The sequence below is a fragment of the Pseudaminobacter soli (ex Zhang et al. 2022) genome (assembly GCF_014595955.1).
Taxonomy (GTDB): Bacteria; Pseudomonadota; Alphaproteobacteria; order Rhizobiales; family Rhizobiaceae; genus Kumtagia; species Kumtagia pseudosoli.
In genome coordinates this window covers 80738-97305 of record NZ_JABVCF010000015.1, presented here as the reverse complement: position 1 = coordinate 97305, position 16568 = coordinate 80738, and the positions used below count along the sequence as shown (strand labels likewise).

The window sequence follows — 16568 nt, the reverse complement described above, 5'->3', positions numbered from 1 at the left end:
CCAGCAACCTTCAGACGTGTCAGCAGAGTCAGGGCCATGACTGATTCCGAACTCGCGCGCTTCTTTCTGTCCCTCGTGCTGCTGCTTGCCGGCGCACTGTGCGGTGGTCACGTGTTCGAACGACTGAAGATGCCGCGGGTGATTGGCGAGATCGTCGGCGGGATCGTGCTCGGTCCGTCGGTACTGGGCCTGGTCTCGCCCGAAGCGCAGAAATGGCTGTTTTCCGGGTTTCCGGCGCAGGGTGCCCTGCTATCGGCCTTCTATTGGTTCGGCCTCGTGCTGCTGATGTTCACCGCCGGCTTCAAAATGCAGGCTGAAGGCGCGGAAGGATCGGGACGCATGGTCGCGGCGCAGGTCGTGGGTGGGCTCATGATTCCATTCGCGCTCGGCTATGCAGGCGCGTCGCTCTTTACGCAGGCACGGCTCGGCGACCCTTTGGCCTTCCAACTGGTGATGGGCATTGCGGTGGCCGTCACGTCGATCCCGGTCATCTCGCGCATTTTCCTCGACCTTGGCCTGATGAATACTCCTTTCGCGCGCAACGTCATTGGCGCCGCGACGATCCAGGATGTCATTCTCTGGACCGTGCTTGCCATCGCTACTGCAGTTCAGCACGGCGACTCGGCCGATGCGGCGGGCATCGGGCGTGTGATTGCAGTTACGCTCGCCTTCGTGCTTGTCGCGCTTTTCGTTGCGCCTGCAGTCGTGCGTGCGCTCCGTCGAAGGGTCTTCGGGAAATTCAGCGAAGCGTCGCTTACCGGATACACATTGCTGCTGTGCCTGGTCTTCGTCGCCACTGCCAGCCTCCTAAATGTCAATATCGTTTTCGCCGCGCTGGTGGCCGGTCTCGTCATGGCGCGGTTTTCCTCACGCCATCTCGCCGCGGTGCGACAACACATCGCCGACATTTCGATATGGTTCTTCGTGCCGATCTACTTCGCGCTCGTCGGCTTGCGGCTCGATCTGGCGCATCAGTTCGACGGCTCGCTCACGCTCTTCTTCATCGGTGCGAGCACTGCCGTAAAACTGCTGAGCTCAACCATTGCCGCCAGGTTTGCCGGCGTCGCCTGGGCTCGCGCTTTTGACTACGGCGTCGCCATGAACACGCGCGGCGGGCCTGGAATCGTGCTGGCAAGCGTGGCGTATGCTGCCGGCATCATCGACGAGCGCATGTTCACAGCGCTGGTGCTCGCCTCGATCCTGACCTCCCTGGCCACGGGCCTGTGGCTGCGCTGGCGGCTCGTGCGCAGTCCAAATGTGTTCGAACTCGCCGGCAATGTCGGCAGCACGGGCTACGAACGGCCATCTCGCCAACCCGCAAATGCAAGGACGACGATCAATGAAGCCGCAGCGGCTGACTGATCTAACTGGTGCGTCCTGCTCTGCCGAAGACGCACCGTTGGTGACCCAGGGTCGGTTGGTGCGCATCAGGGGGCAGAATATCCTGTTCAGCGCATCGCGGCGCGCCATCTTTGCGCTCAGCGACACCTCCGCAGACATCTGGCACGCGCTGGAAGACGGCCTGCCGCTCGAAGCAATCGCGGTCCGGATTGCGAACGACAGCGTTGACGCGCACGAGGCGCGCGGCCAGGTCGAGGTCGCGCTCTCGGACTGGGAGCGGCTTGACCTGATCCGGCCGCGTGCCCCCTCCCAAATTCCATCGCACGGGCATGTAAGCCAATTGGTTGCGGTGCGCGGGCTTTGTGTACGCATCGTCTATCCCGCTGCCCTGGCCTTTCCCACGATGACGATATTTCGGCATCTCGAGGTTCGACGGGAACGAATAGCCGACATACGGATCGAGGTCGTCGAAGGCGGTGACAGGGTCCATCTGTTCCGGAATGGCGACTGGATCCACTCCTGCTCTCCCGACGAGCTGGCCACCGTGCTGAAGGGGCAGTTGTTGACGGATGCGCTCGAGCACGGCGCCTATGAGCTTGCGCTCCATGCGGCAGCCCTCATCAAGAACGACCGCATGCTGCTCCTTTGCGGCAGCCCGGGCGCCGGCAAGACGACGCTGACGCTCGCTCTGGCCCATGCGGGGTTCGGCTTTGCCGCGGACGACGTGACAGTCCTGGATTCAATGGGGCACGGCCTTGGCCTGCCGTTTGCTCCGGCCGTCAAGGCGGGAGCATGGCCACTTCTGGCGGAATACTGCCCCGATCTCGGTGCCGCTCCGGTCTTTCGCCGCCCAGACCGCAAACGCGTACGCTACGTTGTGCCGAGCGGGTTATCAGCCGCCACGTCCTCACCCACGCCGGTCGGCTGGATAGTCCTGCTGCGGCGTGACCATGACTCGCCTGCATGTCTGGAGCCCATAGACTCAGTCGGCGCCTTGCACGGTCTTCTCAACGGTGCGTTTGCGCCTGGCCGCGAACTGGGTGGCAGCGGGTTCGAGGCTTTGGCCCAGGTCATCGGATCGGCAGAGGCCTATTGCCTGACCTATTCCGGGCTCGACGACGCGGTAAGGCTGATCAGGAAAACGTGCCGATGATACGCGCTGGTAACGCGCTCGAGGCCTTGATCGCCGGACTTCGCGGCGGCCCTATTGCCACGCCTGATGTGCGAGCAGTGATTGCGCTGGCAAATCACACCTTGCTTACACCTGCATTGTTTTCATCTCTCGCGCGCACCGGCGAGATCGATCGGCTCCCGCAGGACGCGCGGGAGTACCTCTCGTTCATTCATGAATCCAATCGACAGCGGAACTTGCGCTTGCGTGCTCAGCTGAATGAGGCCGTCGCGGCCCTCAACCGCTGCGGCATCACTCCGGTCCTGCTCAAGGGGGCCGTTCCCCTGTTCCTATCCCCTGTCGACCGTCTTCCCAGCCGAATGGCGAGCGATCTGGACGTCAGTGTCGAGGCAGCCGACGAGCTGCGCGCCCGAGCCTGCCTCGAGAGGCTGGGTTATGTGCAGGTAACTGGCGCGCGCGGCATGGCGCGTCCGCAGGATGTCGGAATCCTGGAACTCCGTCAAAGTCGCGCCGGCGGCTTCGAGACCCCAAACCTGGTCGAGCGAAACGGCCTTCTGGCAAAGATCCCCTCGGTGCAGTCGCGTGCTTTGCACTGGATTCTGCATGATCTTCTCAAGGAGGGAGATTACTGGCGCGGAAGGATCGATCTCAGGCACCTTCATGATCTGGCGGAATTGGCAGAAGCCGAAGGCGTCGACTGGAAGGCACTGCGCGCATCGTTGCCGGATCAGACTGCACGCAATGCGCTCGATGCCCAACTCCTGGCCCTGCACCAATTCTTTGACATCAGGATCCCGGCGGAATGGGCAAGGCGCCCGATTGTTCGCCTTCAGCACTGGCGGCGCGTTTTCACGGCGAAGCATCCTGTCATGGGCGCTCCGTTGCGCCTGGCCGGGAACGTGGCGTGGGGTGTAAGGCGGGTTTCGCGCGGCGATGGTTTGACCCGGCGTAGGCCAGTCGATCTTGCACGCCGCATCGTCCGCACTTTATTTGATCTAGATATTCGAGCAAAGGTATAAAGAACAGTTCCTACTGTTATCATTAAATTTCACAGAATTGTTGCTTTTTTATCTGGAGTACATTACAATAATATGACAATGATTTATTGGAGGGAATCATGTCTGGTAAGGTTCGAGGCGGAAATAATGTTCCTGAATCCGAGGCGCGCCGCGATTTTATCAAGAAGACTGGGCGTTTCGCTGCAGTGACACCGCCAGCCATAACTCTGCTGCTCGGAACAAGCCTGAACTCGCGAGCAATCGCCAAGTCAGGCGGTTCGCGTCCCGGAAACGGATGGGGAGACAAGAACCACCACCACTCCGGACCTCCCGGCAAGAGCAAGCCCAACTCTCCCCCGGCCCCCCCTAAGAAGGGCAAATAGCGGCGTCAAAGTTGGTGGGCGCTACCCGGCTTGGATAGGCAGTGCGGTCGTAGCCGTTGGTGCTTTGTGAGGCACCATTAGCCGCTTTGCGGTTCGGCGGACGTGCGATCTTGGTGTTGAGATTCTGTCCGAGGAACTCAGAGAGGTGGCCGGGACATGCAGATGTTCAGCATCGGCGTTGCCGTGGAGAGACGGCAGCCATGCAGGCCGCTTCGAGCGTTTGCGGCGTCTGCTCGATGCTTGCCGACCAATAACCAGAACGCCGTCACTAATGTCGCGTTTGCGTTCGCGACGGTGGAAAACGGCGAGAACCCGCAAAGCATGTCCGAAAAGATCGACACGCTGGCAGCGTCGGTCAACCGATTCCGGCGACTTCGTTCATTGGAGCATGAGGCCCACTTTATCGAGGCAACCAGGCAGCAACTCGCTTTGGTGTTGAGCGCAAGGGATCGACGCTGAAGCGATGGCGAGCAGACCGAATGCAGACATGGCGAGTTGCCCTTTCTTTCGGGTGGGGAGCGCTGGGAAGCTAGGGAATGAATAGCCAAAAGGCGGACACCCCTATGATGACCAATGTCTTCGGCAGAGAAAGTCCCCGCAGAAATTTCAGCCTTACTCGGAAGGCGTCAAGCCGGGTGTCTAAGGACGTCAAGCCGCACTACGATCTGGGCGTGCGTCTTGGCTGGCGGAGTGCAACCCCGGCGGCGCTCCCAGCCGTCGACACGGCGGGCGAGACCACCCAGGCGACCGTGAGCGACCCGCATAATGCGGCAAGACAAACAGACACGGCGGCGCCGGCGCCGCTCGGTGGTCGGACCAAGAGGCTCGCGGATGTGGTGATCGCCCTGTGCGCTCTGGCACTGGCCTCTCCCATCATGCTCATGGTCTTCCTGCTGATAAGGGCGACAATGGGAGGTCCGGCCGTGTATGCGCACACTCGGGTCGGCTTCGATGGAAAGCCCTTCAGCTGCCGCAAGTTTCGAACGATGGTGGCCAATTCGGACGAGGTGCTGCGTGAGTTTCTTGCGCGCGATCCGGAGGCTGCCCGCCAGTGGGCAGAGATCAGAAAGCTCAAGAACGATCCCCGCATCACTTTCCTTGGCAAAATTCTGAGAAAGTCGAGCCTCGACGAACTTCCCCAGTTGTTCAATGTCCTCAGGGGTGAAATGAGCTGTGTCGGGCCGCGGCCAATCGTTGCCGACGAGCTCAGCCGTTATGAAGACTTTGTCGCAGACTATCTTGCTGCGAGGCCAGGTATCACCGGGCTGTGGCAGGTGACGGGAAGAAGCAGCACCGATTATTCGAGCCGCGTTGCGCTTGACAGCCAGTATGTGCGGAATTGGTCGCTATGGAGCGATCTCGTCATACTTTCCCGTACGGTCTTCGCGGTCGTGCGATTTGACGAAGCCTCGTAAGGCAATGCAAGCCACCTCATCGGTCTCCGTGGGCGAAGCGTTTCCACAAATTCGCAAGCACAGCTCCCACAAGGTAACCACATTGCAGGCCAAGCACGGGAACCAGAACCCTCGGGAGCAGCGGACCGTCGAACAGCAGGCCGGTCACAGCAATGGTGACGGCCGTGGCGGCCAATAGGGTGGGGGCGCGGAAACTCAACCCGAGTACGACGCCAAGCGCAAAGACCGAAACGACGTTCCAGAGCACGCTTCGCTAGCTCCCTCAGGGGGTTGGTGACTCGTTGCGAGGCACAGCACTGCAATGAAACACTTCACTTGCCAACTGAACAGGTTTTTTTCAGGTTTTCCGACGGCGGCATCGGTACCTTGCGCCCTCCGCGGCCGATTATCTGGCGCGATGCCGGCTTGCGCTGTGCCGCCCGCTTCGAGCGCGTCGGCACCGATCGTGTCGCGGCGCAGGTCGAAGAGCCGAACCTTAGTCGTCAGCCAACGGCCATATCACCTTCAGGTAGACCGTGCCGTCCGGGAGCGCCTTGCGCTAAAGGTCTGCCGTCGTTCCTCGGCAAGCTCCAGTTCTCGAATTGCAGATGTAATTGCTTCGAGGCGATCCTCGGTCTGCACCAATCGTTTACGGATGGTAATCGCGGCAAAGGTAACCAGCAAAGAATTCAGAATTGTGACAACGACCGCCCCTGCGAGGCTGTCGCTGCCGAACCGGATCCATGCGAGCGCGACGAAAAATACAGCAAGGGCGCCGTATCGCAGCAACTGCCCTCCATTCAGGAGGAAAACAGATGGCAACGCCGCCGCCAGGAGAAGTACAGCATTGGAGTTGCTCGCTATCCATTCGATGAACCTCGATCCGGATTCAATCATCGTCTCCATTCTACCCTCTATCTCTCTGGTTTAATAATGTTTCTGTCAGTAAATTTCATAGAAATCTAGATGCTATTTTAGTGCAACCCTGAGATGTTGATGAATATTTGCTGCTATCTTGTCGGTAAAGATTCCGTCTAGATCTCAGTTATTGACGGGGATAATTTGATATGTTATTGTAAATATTCTTAGGGGATCGTGGGAAATCAGAAGGTATATACACAAATATACCTTGAAGGCGACGCAGTCGCTCGTCTCTTCTGCACCACCCCAATGCTTGTGCGCGGGATTCCGGCCGGCTTGTTATAGTTGCCGTCTGCTGGCGAAATCTTCCAATCCGCGAACAAGAGACATGCAAAAATCGTGGCTCGCACGAGGACATCCTCTTCGGCTTGCGCGTGAACAGGCCTGGAAGTTCGGGGGCATCCGGGTGGGAGCAGGCCGGCACATCGTGATCCACCAGTCGGAAAGACGCAAAAATGCACGCTTCATCTGACAATGAGTTCAAAATACCGGGACATGAATCGCTCGACGTTCGAGATATACTTGATTTTATTCGTCGACGATGGAAGCTAATTTCGTTAATTGCAGCAAGCACCTTCCTTATGCTTGTTACAATTTCATATGCGATTCCTCCGCTGTACACATCATATGTGCAAATATTGCTTGATTCACCTAAAGATTATACGGCGCAACAGCAGGATTATAGTAACGCGGGAACTGGAGAAAACTCAACTTTCATTGAAAGTCAACTCGCAGTTCTGAGTTCAGCCGTGCTTCTTCAGAAGGTCGTCGATAGTAAAAATCTGGAGGAAGATCCCAATCTAGGCGCTGGAGCCCTGGAATGGCTCAAGAAAGCTGTGGGCGTTTCCCGCGTTAGCCTGTCAGACGTTCTTGAACTTTCCGTGACGTCCCGCGATCCAGAACAAGCAATGTCGCTCGCAGACGCAATCGCCGAGGCCTATGTCGCTGATCGAATAGAGTCCCGCTATGAGAGTGCCAAAAAAGCGGCCACCTGGCTCAGCGAACGGGCAGACGTTCTCCGATTGCAACTAAGCCAATCGGAAGATGATGTGGAGAAATTTCGCGCTGAGCACAACCTTCTGGCGACCAAGTCAGGAAGTGTGACCGAACAGCAGCTTTCTGAGCTGAATATCGCATTGATCAATGCGCGCGCAGAGCTCGCATCCCGACGTGCAAAATATCAGCAGGCGGAGAAGCTGGTTAGGACGGGGGGAGACGCTCAATCGATACCGGATGTATTGCAATCCGCTGTCGTCAGTGCGCTTCGAGCTCAGCAGGCTACGGTGACCCGACGGGTAGCCGACCTTTCGTTGCGATATGGCGAACGTCATCCGGAGGTGATGACCGCCCAAGCGGAGCTTCACGACATAGAGGCGCAGATCAGCGCCGAGGTCCAGCGTCTTGTCGGGAACCTGAAGAATGAAGCCGAAGCGGCCGAAGCCCGCGAAGCCGCTCTGACGCAGGCTCTGGCGTCGGTGTCCAGCCGGTCCGAGACCGAGGATCGGGTTGGCGTGCGGTTGCGTGATCTGGGAAGAATTGCTGCGGCGAACAAGGAACTCTTTGAGACATTCCTGTCACGCGCCAAAATTGCCGAAGAAAGATCGACGCTTCTTAGCAGCGGCGTGCGTGTGATCGCGCCGGCGAATGTTCCAGATGGCCCAAGCTTCCCGAACCGGCCACTTTTTGCGGCACTCGGTCTGGTCTTCGGCATTTTCCTTGGCGGCGGGGGTGCCCTGCTTCGCGAACTTTTCGCTTCCGGCTTTATGGCGACGCGCCAGGTGGAAGAGACGTTGGCCGTTCCGGTCCTTGCCTCCATGCCGAGAATGACGAACTGGTCAGGAACTGACAAGTCCCAAGCTCAACCGGTTGCCTATCTCGAGCGCAAGCCTCTCTCCAGATATAGCGAAGCCGTGCGGCGACTGCGCTTGGCGATCGAGAGGGTGCCGGAATCCGAGCGTCCACTACGCGTGATGTTGGTGACATCAGCGATGCCGGGCGAGGGAAAGACCACACTGGTGTTGAGCCTTGCCCGTTCCGCCGCGGCCGACAGCGAGCGGGTTCTGGTGATCGACGCCGACTTGCGGCTTTCGTCTGCGACAAACTTCTTTGGGATGACGGAGAAGGCCGGATTGGTCGATCTCCTGACCTTGCCGATACAGGCGAAAGACGCAATTCACCTGGACGAACGGTCGGGAATTTACGTCCTGCCTGCTGGTACAAGGACGATGAACCCGCCAGCCCTGCTTGCCTCGAAGCGAATGCGGGCGCTGCTCGAGAAGCTTCAGAAGACGTTCGATACAGTGATCATCGATGCACCGCCGGTGGGCCCGGCGGCCGACGCCTCGATCCTAGCGCCGTATGTCGACAGGGTGGTCTTTGTGGTGAAGTGGCGCGAAACCTCGCGCGAGGTCGTTGCCGAGGGAATTCGGCATCTCGGTGGCCGCTCCAAGATTGCCGGCATCGCGCTGACCATGGTCGACGAACCGAAGCTCCCGAAATATGGCCGTTACACGTCGCTCGAAGGCAGCGTCTCCAACACCTACTACCGCAATTAGGGAAATGTAGAGGCAGGCGCGGCTGGGGGATTGGAGGGGATGATGTTGATAGCTGACACACGCAACTCGGTATCGGAACCGCTTGAGGGATTTGACGATGGATGGAATGCGCGTTGGTACGCGGTCCAGACACGTCAGCATTCCGAGGACATGGCCGAGAGGCATCTGCTGGCGCAAGACTTTCGAACCTATCTGCCCAAGCGCAAGCGAACTGTTCGGCATGCGCGTAGGATCACAACCGTCTGCAGCGCGTATTTTGATGGCTATCTCTTCGTTTCATTGGACATCCAGAAACAGAGATGGCCTGCAATCAATTCGACCATCGGCGTGCGGCGGCTTCTGATGAGTGATGGCGCACCTATCCCGGCGCCCACCGGTGTCGTAGAAGCTTTCCTGCTGTCTACCGACAAAGATGGGATACTTCACCCAGAAAGATCGCTGCAATCCGGTCAAAAAGTTCGTGTATTGCACGGTCCATTCGCAGACCAACTTGGTATACTCGACCATGTTGACCGAGTTGGCGCGGTTAGAGTTCTTCTTCAAATCATGAATAGGTCGGTTCCAGTATATATTGATCGAGAAAAGCTAACGCAATCTGCGTAATACTGAGTACTTGTCTTTTTAATCCTCTTTGTCAGCATAGATCGGCATTGTCGGCAGCGCGGGATGGAGCAATTCACCCTCAGTGCGGCAGCTTGCCGAAAAGGAATAAGCCTCGCGCTGGCCGGGAAAGGGGAGGGGATGCTCCGGCTGCAGCTGATCGGCATCAGCCAGACCAGAATTCGAACAAGCATCTTTCCGGGCCAACCCCGACTGTTTCGAGCGCAAATGAATGGCATTCAAGAACGGGATGTCCTTGGAACGCAATTCGAGACCTAAGCCCGGGGGGACAAATCAAGGCGGGCGCCGGCATCAGAGCGGCTCACCTCGGCAGCAGCGCCGTAATTGGTCTACCGAGGCCAAGGCAGGAATTGTGGCGGAAGCGCTAATGCCGGGCGTAAATGTTTCAGCGATCGCGCGGGCGCATGGGATAGCTCCGCAGCAGGTATTCGCGTGGCGACGCAGGGCTGTTCAGGAGGGCACGGTCCCTGGGAACCCGGAAAGCCGGGAGAACGCCAGCCCGCTTCAAGCAGACGCAAACGCGCCTCTCAGCACTTCCCTAACCGTCCTTTCGCTGCCGGTCGCGGCCGCGCTGTTTCAAGCACTGGACGAGGCTGGCGTGCGATACGGAATAGTCCGGAACCTCGCGACCCTGCCGGATGCGCTCGCCGGACGCGACGATGTAGATCTGCTTGTGGACAAGCAGGACTATCCGGCGTTTTGCGCGATCGTGAACCGGTTCCATGGTCTCCGCGGCGTGAGCCTGTCCTGCCATGACAATGTTTGTGCCGGCCGCGAAGACTGGTTCGTGCCCGACTTTTCGTGTGGCGGATATCTTCATCTCGACACACATATCGGGGTGCGTGTCGGCTGGAAGTTCCGCAAGCGCTATCTGGCATTCGACTATTCGGCCATCACCGGCTGGCAGCGGACTTCCGTGAACGGAGTGTCCGTCCCTGTCGTTTCTCCCGAAGACGAGATCCGGATCGCCATTGCCCGCTTTGCTTTCCGCGCCTGGGCACTTCCCTGGAGGCGGTGGGTCGCCATATCAGGTGACTGGAAGGATCAGCTTGCAAAACTGCCTGCCGTGCCCGGCGAGCAAGGTGTGCATGTCGCGGAATGCAGGTTTGGCCGCACCGGCATGGTGAGTTGCAGAATCCGCCAGGAAGGGGACGGCCTTGCCGTTGACCGCCGAGATCTCACTAGGCTGCGGCATTCGATCCGGCAAATGTCAGGGTTCACCGGAAGTGGCGGGATTGCGGATCCGGCTGTCCATCTCGTCCGCAAGATTTCGTATCGTGCCGTGAGCGTTCTGGGGCGCCTGATGCCCCGTGCCGTTCCGGCGAAAAGGCGGCTTGGATCGGGCGGAATCGTGGTGGCCTTGGTCGGCCCGGACGGGCTGGGAAAGAGCACTCAGGTCGATCGGCTGACGAAGCTGTTCCGCTGGAAGTTCGGCTGTGCGAAGGCATATCTCGGGACCGGAGAAGGCACCGGATGGTGGCTTCGCAAGGTGCTGCAACGTCTTGTTTTCCGCCACAGGCGTCAGCTCAAGGCCGCAGCGGTCCAGAGCGACAACGAGGCGGCATCCCAGCGACGTGGGGCAAAGCAGGGAATTCTTGGGGCCGGGCTGGCGGTCTGGGGCGTTCTGATTGCGATTGAGAGATATGCCGTCGTCAAGCGTGCCCATCGATGGGCGACACGCGGCCTGATCGTCATTTGCGACCGGTGGCCGCAAGCGCGGCGCAGCGGCTATCTCGACGGCCCAATGATCCCCCCAAAGCTGTCTTTAGTCCGCGGCCTGGCACCGCTGGCCCGGCTCGAACAGAAACTCTACCAAAAAATGGAAGAATTCCGGCCACATCTGACACTTCACCTCGTTTCCGATCATGCCGTGTCCGACAGCCGGAAGCCGGGAGAGATCAGCAAGGAAGCATTCGATGCGCGGTTGTCGCTGATGGCGGAGTTGCGGGCCTTGGACAAGGACATCCGCGTCGTTGATGCGAGTTCCGGCATAGAGGCGGTCAACCGAGAGCTGTTCAGGCGGATCTGGTTGTCCTTGTAGGAAAGGGCAGAGGTTCAGCCGCCGATCTTCATCCCCACGACGTAACGGCGAGGCGTTCGGCCGTCCCGAACCCTTCCATGGACGAGCCGGTCCCGGTGACGGGGAAGACCAATCCTGAAGACAGTTGCGGTTCCGCTTCCGGCCTCTCCAGCCCGGATTCACGATCTGTCGGTATCACGAGACCCAGTCTCATGAAAATCGTCCATGTTCTGACTCGACTGCTTCGGGCGGGCTCCGAGGAGAACACGTTGTCGTGCTGCTTCGCTCAAGTGCGAAACGGCCACGAGGTAACGCTGGTTCACGGTCGGGAGTATGACCCGATTTTGAGAGCGTCCATTACCGGGGTCCTTCGGGTGGTAACGCTCGACGCGCTCGTTCACCCGTTATCACCGCCCCATGACATTTCGGCCTTTGGGCAACTGAAAGGCCTCATGCGCGAAAGGCGGCCTGACATCGTGCATACCCATCAAAGCAAAGCCGGCATCATTGGCCGCCTCGCCGCCGGGCAAGCGAGTATTCCAGGCATCATCCATGGCGTGCACATCCTGCCGTTCGTGCATGTTGGCAATGTGCGGAAGATGACATTCCTGGCCGCTGAACGTCTGGCGGCGAGACCCACGCAAGCTTTCATTCATGTCAGCCAGGCGATGCGCGACATCTGTCTGGCCCATCAAATCGGCAGCCCCGATCAGCACCATATCGTCCACTCCGGTTTCGATCTGTCCCGATTCTCGCAAGCCCGCTGGCCGGAGGAACCGCATCGGCTCCTAGAGACGGCAGCCGGTGCGCCAAAGCCGCCAGTGGTCCTGATGCTGGCTGCGCTGGAACCAAGAAAGCGCCATATCGAGTTGATCGAAGCATTCACGCAGGTGGTCGACCGGATTCCGAACGTGCGGCTGCTCCTGGCCGGCGAGGGCCCGGCGCGACCCGCCGTGGAGCAGGCGATCGCACGGTCGCCCGTGGCGCGCAGCATTCGTCTGATTGGCTATCATTCCCAGCCCGAACGCCTGATCAGCCTGGCTGACGTCTGTGTGCTGACGTCGATGCGGGAGGGATTGCCTCGCGTCGTGATGCAGTACCTGGCGGGCGGCCGCCCCTGTGTCGCATCGCGTTTGCCCGGAATCGAAGAGGTTGTGCGGCATGGGGTCAATGGAATCCTGACGCCGGCAGACGACGTGAGTGCCGCGGCGGCGGCCATCGCCGATCTTCTCGAGAACGAGACATTTCGCGCCCGGCTGGCCGACGGCGCAAGGCGCACCGACCTTTCGTCCTGGGGGTTGGACGCGATGTGCGAACACGTCGAGATGGTTTACCGGTCGGTGCTCGCGTCGAGGCTCCAGTGAGTCCTCCTTCACGAGACACCGCGACCGCAAGCACGGCAGATCTTCCCGAGGCGCGACCTTGATCGCCCTCATTCATGACGATGCACTTTGAAGAGCGCCCCTTCGACCAACACTACTCATGCGTGGCAGCCGGAGTACGAGGGATGAACCGTTGTTCCGATCAGAATCTCCTGTCCGCGTCTTGGTGCCGATGGTTGTTTGCAAGGCTTCGGGATGCGTCCAGTTGTGCGTGCGCAATCTGCAGCAGTCTCGTTGTATTGCTTGCCTTGCTCACCGCCGACATTTCCTATGCCGAGGGGTACACTCTCGACACCGGCGACGTCCTTCGCGTCTCCGTGCTCGGTGAGCCGTCCTATCCGTTGGAAGTCGTCATCGACGATGCGGGCTCGATATCGCTTCCCCTATTGGGCGAGATTCCGGCACGCGGCTTCACTCCCGGTGCTCTTTCCCAGGCCATTCAGCTGGCATTTCAGCAGCAGAAGCTGATCCTGGAACCCTTCGTGAAAGTCGAGATTGGCCAGCATCGGCCGTTCTTCATTGCCGGAGCCGTGGCGAATCCCGGATCGTACCCGTTTCAGCCGGGAATTACCGTTCGCCATGCCCTTGCCATAGCCGGCGGTTTCCGGCCCAGCGCGACGAGGGGGGGCGTACCGGCCCTGGAAATCGCGGATCTGCGCAGTTCGCGCGCAAACCTGACGCTCGAGGAATATCGGCTGAACGTTCAACTGGCCCGTCTGAATGCCGAAAATCGGCAGGACAAGTCCTTTGTTGCCCCATCTGACCCGCCGATCGAACTTGGCCCAAGCCTGATCCGAGAGATCGTCGCGTCCGAGCAGGCGCAACTGGAGGCGCGACTGGCCGCGTTCAAGGACGAGATTTCCTATTTCGAGGCCTCGCTGGTTCGGGCCAGGAAAGAAGCAGACATGATCGCAGTGGCTCGGGAGGAGCGTGAAAAGACCGCGACCATCCAGCTCAAGGAACTGGAAGCCCTCCGAGCTATGCGGAAACAGGGCTTGATCACAAATACAAACATCCTGACGATGGAAAGGGCGCAGACCAGCTACCGCGCTGACCTTGCGCAGTCTGAGCTTCAGCAGACGCAGAAGCAGCAGGATATGATGAACCTGGAGAGTGAAATACGACGAAAGCGCCAGAGCCATGAAATCGAGCTGATCGCTAAGATCCAGGACACGCAAGTGGAGTTGGGAAAGGTTCAGAGCCAGATCAGGTCCGTGGCCGACAAGCTCCTGTTCCTCTTCTCTTACGGTGAACAGAGGACCTTTGACGATCTGCAAGGCTCCGTGCGGATTTCGATCTTCCGGCGCGACCAGAAATCGGCTCACACCCTCTTGGCCAGTGAAAATACGGAAGTGAAGCCAGGGGATGTGATCGAGGTCTCGGTTGAGGCGAACAAGGCGTTTTACGCTCCGGAGACACTCAATTCCTCAACCATGGCTGCTCCAGATGGAACCGGCCCGGGAATGCAGCCGAGTGCTGTTATCGGACAGTAGCTTAGGGCGCCCGGCAAAAGAACAACGTTTGCCCTCATAGCTTGATCGCAACACGCTGCCGACACCGGACGCAGGACCTTAATCCCGTGGACAGGAAATACTCGGTATCCATGGCGGCCAGGGCGAACCATCAGGCCCTCCGGCGTACGTTGTCGGCGCTCAACGGGGGCGCGCCTCGGGGGATTGCACGCCGGCTCCAGCGCCGTCGCCGCGCCTTCGGCCGATTGCGTATCGTTGGTGCGGTCCTGATCCTCGTCGTGCTGGCTCGTGCGGGAATTGAGTTTCTGCCGCGCTTCGTCGATTACGGAAGGCTGGCGTCGCCGAACTGGGTTTCAGCCGGCGTTCTGCCGGACTGGATCGGCATGCACGGTGGCGGCCGACCGGCCTTGGCAGCGGACCAGTCGCTCAGCCTGAGGCCCTATCGCCAGCTTTTGACTTCAGTGGACACTGTACCGGTCTGGCTATCAGCCGGAGCCGTAGGGCTGCTCCTCATGGCTGCCGATCGCCGGCCAAGACGGCGAGGCGGAGGCTACTCTGCGATCGGCTTGCCGCAACTGCGTGCCGAAGCCCCTGTCGCGGTCACCAAGCCGATCCCCGGTTCGGAACTGGCCGGCGCCTTGGGATCCTGCAAGGGAGCGCTGGCGGGCGTCGCGCTTTTCAGCGCGGCGAGCAACATCCTCATGCTGACGGGCGCCATGTATATGCTGCAGGTCTATGACCGCGTGCTGCCGAGCCGTAGCGTTCCGACCCTGGTCGGCATATCGATACTTGCAAGCGTCCTGTTCATCGGGCAGGCAGTGATCGACCTTGTGCGCGGCCGCATAATGACAAGGATCGGCGCCGAAATGGACGAGGCGGTCGGGGGGCGCGTATTCACCGCCATTACGCGGCTGCCATTGGTTGCTGGCCAGCAGGGGGACGGGCTGCAGCCGCAACGTGATCTCGACATTATCCGGACATTTCTCTCCAGCGCCGGACCCACCGCGCTCTTCGATCTGCCATGGTTGCCCTTCTATCTCGCGATCATATGGAGCTTCCATCCGACGCTCGGGGTGACTGCCGTTTGTGGGACTATCGTGCTGGTCACGCTGACGGCCGCAACCGAAGTCTTCACGCGCAAACCGATGGGAGGTGCGGTTTTGAGCAGCGTCCGGCGCAATAGCCTGGTCGAGGCGAGCCGCCGTAACGCCGAGGTGCTTGCCGCGATGGGCATGGGCAGGCGCCTGCACGACCATTGGCGGTATGCTAGCCGGCAGTATCTCGCCCAGCAACAGCGCGTCAGCGATATCGCGGGCGGCTTCGGCAGCGTTGCCAAGGTCCTGCGGCTGATGCTCCAGTCAGCAATGTTAGGGGTGGGCGCCTGGTTGGTGATCCATGGCGAAGCCACGGCCGGAATCATCATCGCCGGCTCGATTCTGTCGGGTCGCGCGCTCGCGCCCGTCGATCTTGCCATTGCCCATTGGCGCAATTTCGTAGGCGCACGCCAAAGCTGGCGCAGGTTGAGCCAATTGCTTGCCCGCCTGCCTCAGGATGCCCAACCAATGGCACTTCCGGCGCCCCGATCGAACTTGACGGTCGAGCGCATCACGCTCGGAGCGCCGGGCGCACAACGGATCATCGTGCAGGGCGTCGAGCTCCGTCTCGAGGCGGGCTCGGTACTGGGCATCATCGGACCAAGCGGCTCCGGCAAATCGAGCCTCGTTCGCGGGCTGGTCGGCGCCTGGCGGCCGCTGGCGGGCCGCATCAAGCTCGATGGTGCCGCGCTCGATCAGTGGTCGTCAGAGCGCCTCGGCCGATATGTCGGCTATCTGCCCCAAGATGTCGAATTGTTTGCGGGGACAGTTGCCGCCAACATCGCCCGCTTCGATCCGGAGCCAGACGCAAACGCCATTGTTGCTGCCGCGCGCTCAGCGGGCATCCACGACCTGATTGTCAGTCTCGGCAATGGCTACGAGACACAGATCGGCGAGGGCGGAGCAGCGCTTTCCGCCGGGCAGCGCCAGCGTGTCGCCCTCGCGCGCGCGCTCTACGGCGACCCCTTCCTGGTGGTCCTCGACGAGCCGAACTCCAATCTTGACATCGAAGGCGACATCGCGCTTGGCGCGGCAATCCTCGGGGTCAAGGCACGCGGAGGAATCGTGGTTATGGTGGCGCACCGGCAGAACATCCTCACTGCCGCGGACTTTGTCCTGTCGATGAAGGACGGGCAGATGAGCATGTTCGGCCCGAGGGAGCGTGTACTGCCGCAGATCTTCAATGCCTCGGTCGCAATGCCGAGGGGCCGAGACACGGTCCCAAGTTCGGTCCAGCTAGCGAATTGAAGACGGT

12 protein-coding genes are annotated in these 16568 nt (G+C 60.1%); 11 read left to right on the top strand and 1 reads right to left on the bottom strand.

Going from position 1 to position 16568, the window contains the following annotated elements; translation table 11 throughout:
* Window positions 1–36: 36 nt before the first annotated feature.
* The 5 genes from HUI96_RS24010 to HUI96_RS23990 all read left to right on the top strand — a co-directional run bounded on the left by HUI96_RS24010 (window position 37) and on the right by HUI96_RS23990 (window position 5269).
* A complete protein-coding gene (locus HUI96_RS24010; RefSeq protein WP_188257241.1) occupies window positions 37–1362 on the top strand; it encodes a cation:proton antiporter in 1326 nt (441 codons plus the stop codon).
* A complete protein-coding gene (locus HUI96_RS24005; RefSeq protein ID WP_188257240.1) occupies window positions 1340–2494 on the top strand; it encodes a PqqD family protein in 1155 nt (384 codons plus the stop codon). Before HUI96_RS24010 ends, HUI96_RS24005 begins: the two co-directional genes overlap by 23 nt.
* A complete protein-coding gene (locus HUI96_RS24000; RefSeq protein ID WP_188257239.1) occupies window positions 2491–3492 on the top strand; it encodes a nucleotidyltransferase family protein in 1002 nt (333 codons plus the stop codon). Before HUI96_RS24005 ends, HUI96_RS24000 begins: the two co-directional genes overlap by 4 nt.
* A 518-nt stretch (window positions 3493–4010) precedes the next feature.
* Window positions 4011–4313, top strand: coding sequence for a hypothetical protein (locus HUI96_RS23995; RefSeq protein ID WP_188257238.1), 303 nt, complete (start codon window positions 4011–4013; stop codon window positions 4311–4313).
* Between the two features lie 104 nt (window positions 4314–4417).
* Complete coding sequence (locus HUI96_RS23990) at window positions 4418–5269, top strand: sugar transferase (protein ID WP_237684334.1); 852 nt, start codon at window positions 4418–4420, stop codon at window positions 5267–5269.
* Between the two features lie 504 nt (window positions 5270–5773).
* Here HUI96_RS23990 and HUI96_RS23985 read toward each other — a convergent pair.
* Window positions 5774–6154, bottom strand: coding sequence for a hypothetical protein (locus tag HUI96_RS23985; RefSeq protein WP_188257237.1), 381 nt, complete (start codon window positions 6152–6154; stop codon window positions 5774–5776).
* Between the two features lie 470 nt (window positions 6155–6624).
* Between HUI96_RS23985 and HUI96_RS23980 the strand changes: the two genes are divergently transcribed.
* The 6 genes from HUI96_RS23980 to HUI96_RS23955 all read left to right on the top strand — a co-directional run bounded on the left by HUI96_RS23980 (window position 6625) and on the right by HUI96_RS23955 (window position 16561).
* On the top strand, window positions 6625–8724 hold the full coding sequence (locus HUI96_RS23980; RefSeq protein ID WP_188257236.1) for a GumC family protein: 2100 nt from the start codon (window positions 6625–6627) through the stop codon (window positions 8722–8724).
* A 42-nt stretch (window positions 8725–8766) separates the two neighbouring features.
* Complete coding sequence (gene nusG / locus HUI96_RS23975; RefSeq protein ID WP_237684333.1) at window positions 8767–9327, top strand: transcription termination/antitermination protein NusG; 561 nt, start codon at window positions 8767–8769, stop codon at window positions 9325–9327.
* A gap of 229 nt (window positions 9328–9556) precedes the next feature.
* Window positions 9557–11386, top strand: coding sequence for a transposase (locus HUI96_RS23970; protein ID WP_337918605.1), 1830 nt, complete (start codon window positions 9557–9559; stop codon window positions 11384–11386).
* Window positions 11387–11577: 191 nt separating this feature from the next.
* On the top strand, window positions 11578–12729 hold the full coding sequence (locus HUI96_RS23965) for a glycosyltransferase (protein WP_188257234.1): 1152 nt from the start codon (window positions 11578–11580) through the stop codon (window positions 12727–12729).
* A gap of 257 nt (window positions 12730–12986) precedes the next feature.
* On the top strand, window positions 12987–14240 hold the full coding sequence (locus HUI96_RS23960) for a polysaccharide biosynthesis/export family protein (protein ID WP_237684331.1): 1254 nt from the start codon (window positions 12987–12989) through the stop codon (window positions 14238–14240).
* Between the two features lie 554 nt (window positions 14241–14794).
* Window positions 14795–16561 carry a type I secretion system permease/ATPase gene (locus HUI96_RS23955; RefSeq protein ID WP_237684344.1) on the top strand — a complete coding sequence of 589 codons (1767 nt, stop codon included), beginning with the start codon at window positions 14795–14797 and terminating at the stop codon, window positions 16559–16561.
* Window positions 16562–16568 lie beyond the last annotated feature (7 nt).

What these genes read in the sequence shown, in the direction of transcription:
- HUI96_RS24010 (WP_188257241.1), top strand. Translation starts at nt 37, where the DNA reads ATGACTGATTCCGAACTCGCGCGCTTCTTTCTGTCCCTCGTGCTGCTG.
- HUI96_RS24005 (WP_188257240.1), top strand. Translation starts at nt 1,340, where the DNA reads ATGAAGCCGCAGCGGCTGACTGATCTAACTGGTGCGTCCTGCTCTGCC.
- HUI96_RS24000 (WP_188257239.1), top strand. Translation starts at nt 2,491, where the DNA reads ATGATACGCGCTGGTAACGCGCTCGAGGCCTTGATCGCCGGACTTCGC.
- HUI96_RS23995 (WP_188257238.1), top strand. Translation starts at nt 4,011, where the DNA reads ATGCAGATGTTCAGCATCGGCGTTGCCGTGGAGAGACGGCAGCCATGC.
- HUI96_RS23990 (WP_237684334.1), top strand. Translation starts at nt 4,418, where the DNA reads ATGATGACCAATGTCTTCGGCAGAGAAAGTCCCCGCAGAAATTTCAGC.
- HUI96_RS23985 (WP_188257237.1), bottom strand. Translation starts at nt 6,154, where the DNA reads ATGGAGACGATGATTGAATCCGGATCGAGGTTCATCGAATGGATAGCG.
- HUI96_RS23980 (WP_188257236.1), top strand. Translation starts at nt 6,625, where the DNA reads ATGCACGCTTCATCTGACAATGAGTTCAAAATACCGGGACATGAATCG.
- nusG (WP_237684333.1), top strand. Translation starts at nt 8,767, where the DNA reads ATGTTGATAGCTGACACACGCAACTCGGTATCGGAACCGCTTGAGGGA.
- HUI96_RS23970 (WP_337918605.1), top strand. Translation starts at nt 9,557, where the DNA reads ATGGCATTCAAGAACGGGATGTCCTTGGAACGCAATTCGAGACCTAAG.
- HUI96_RS23965 (WP_188257234.1), top strand. Translation starts at nt 11,578, where the DNA reads ATGAAAATCGTCCATGTTCTGACTCGACTGCTTCGGGCGGGCTCCGAG.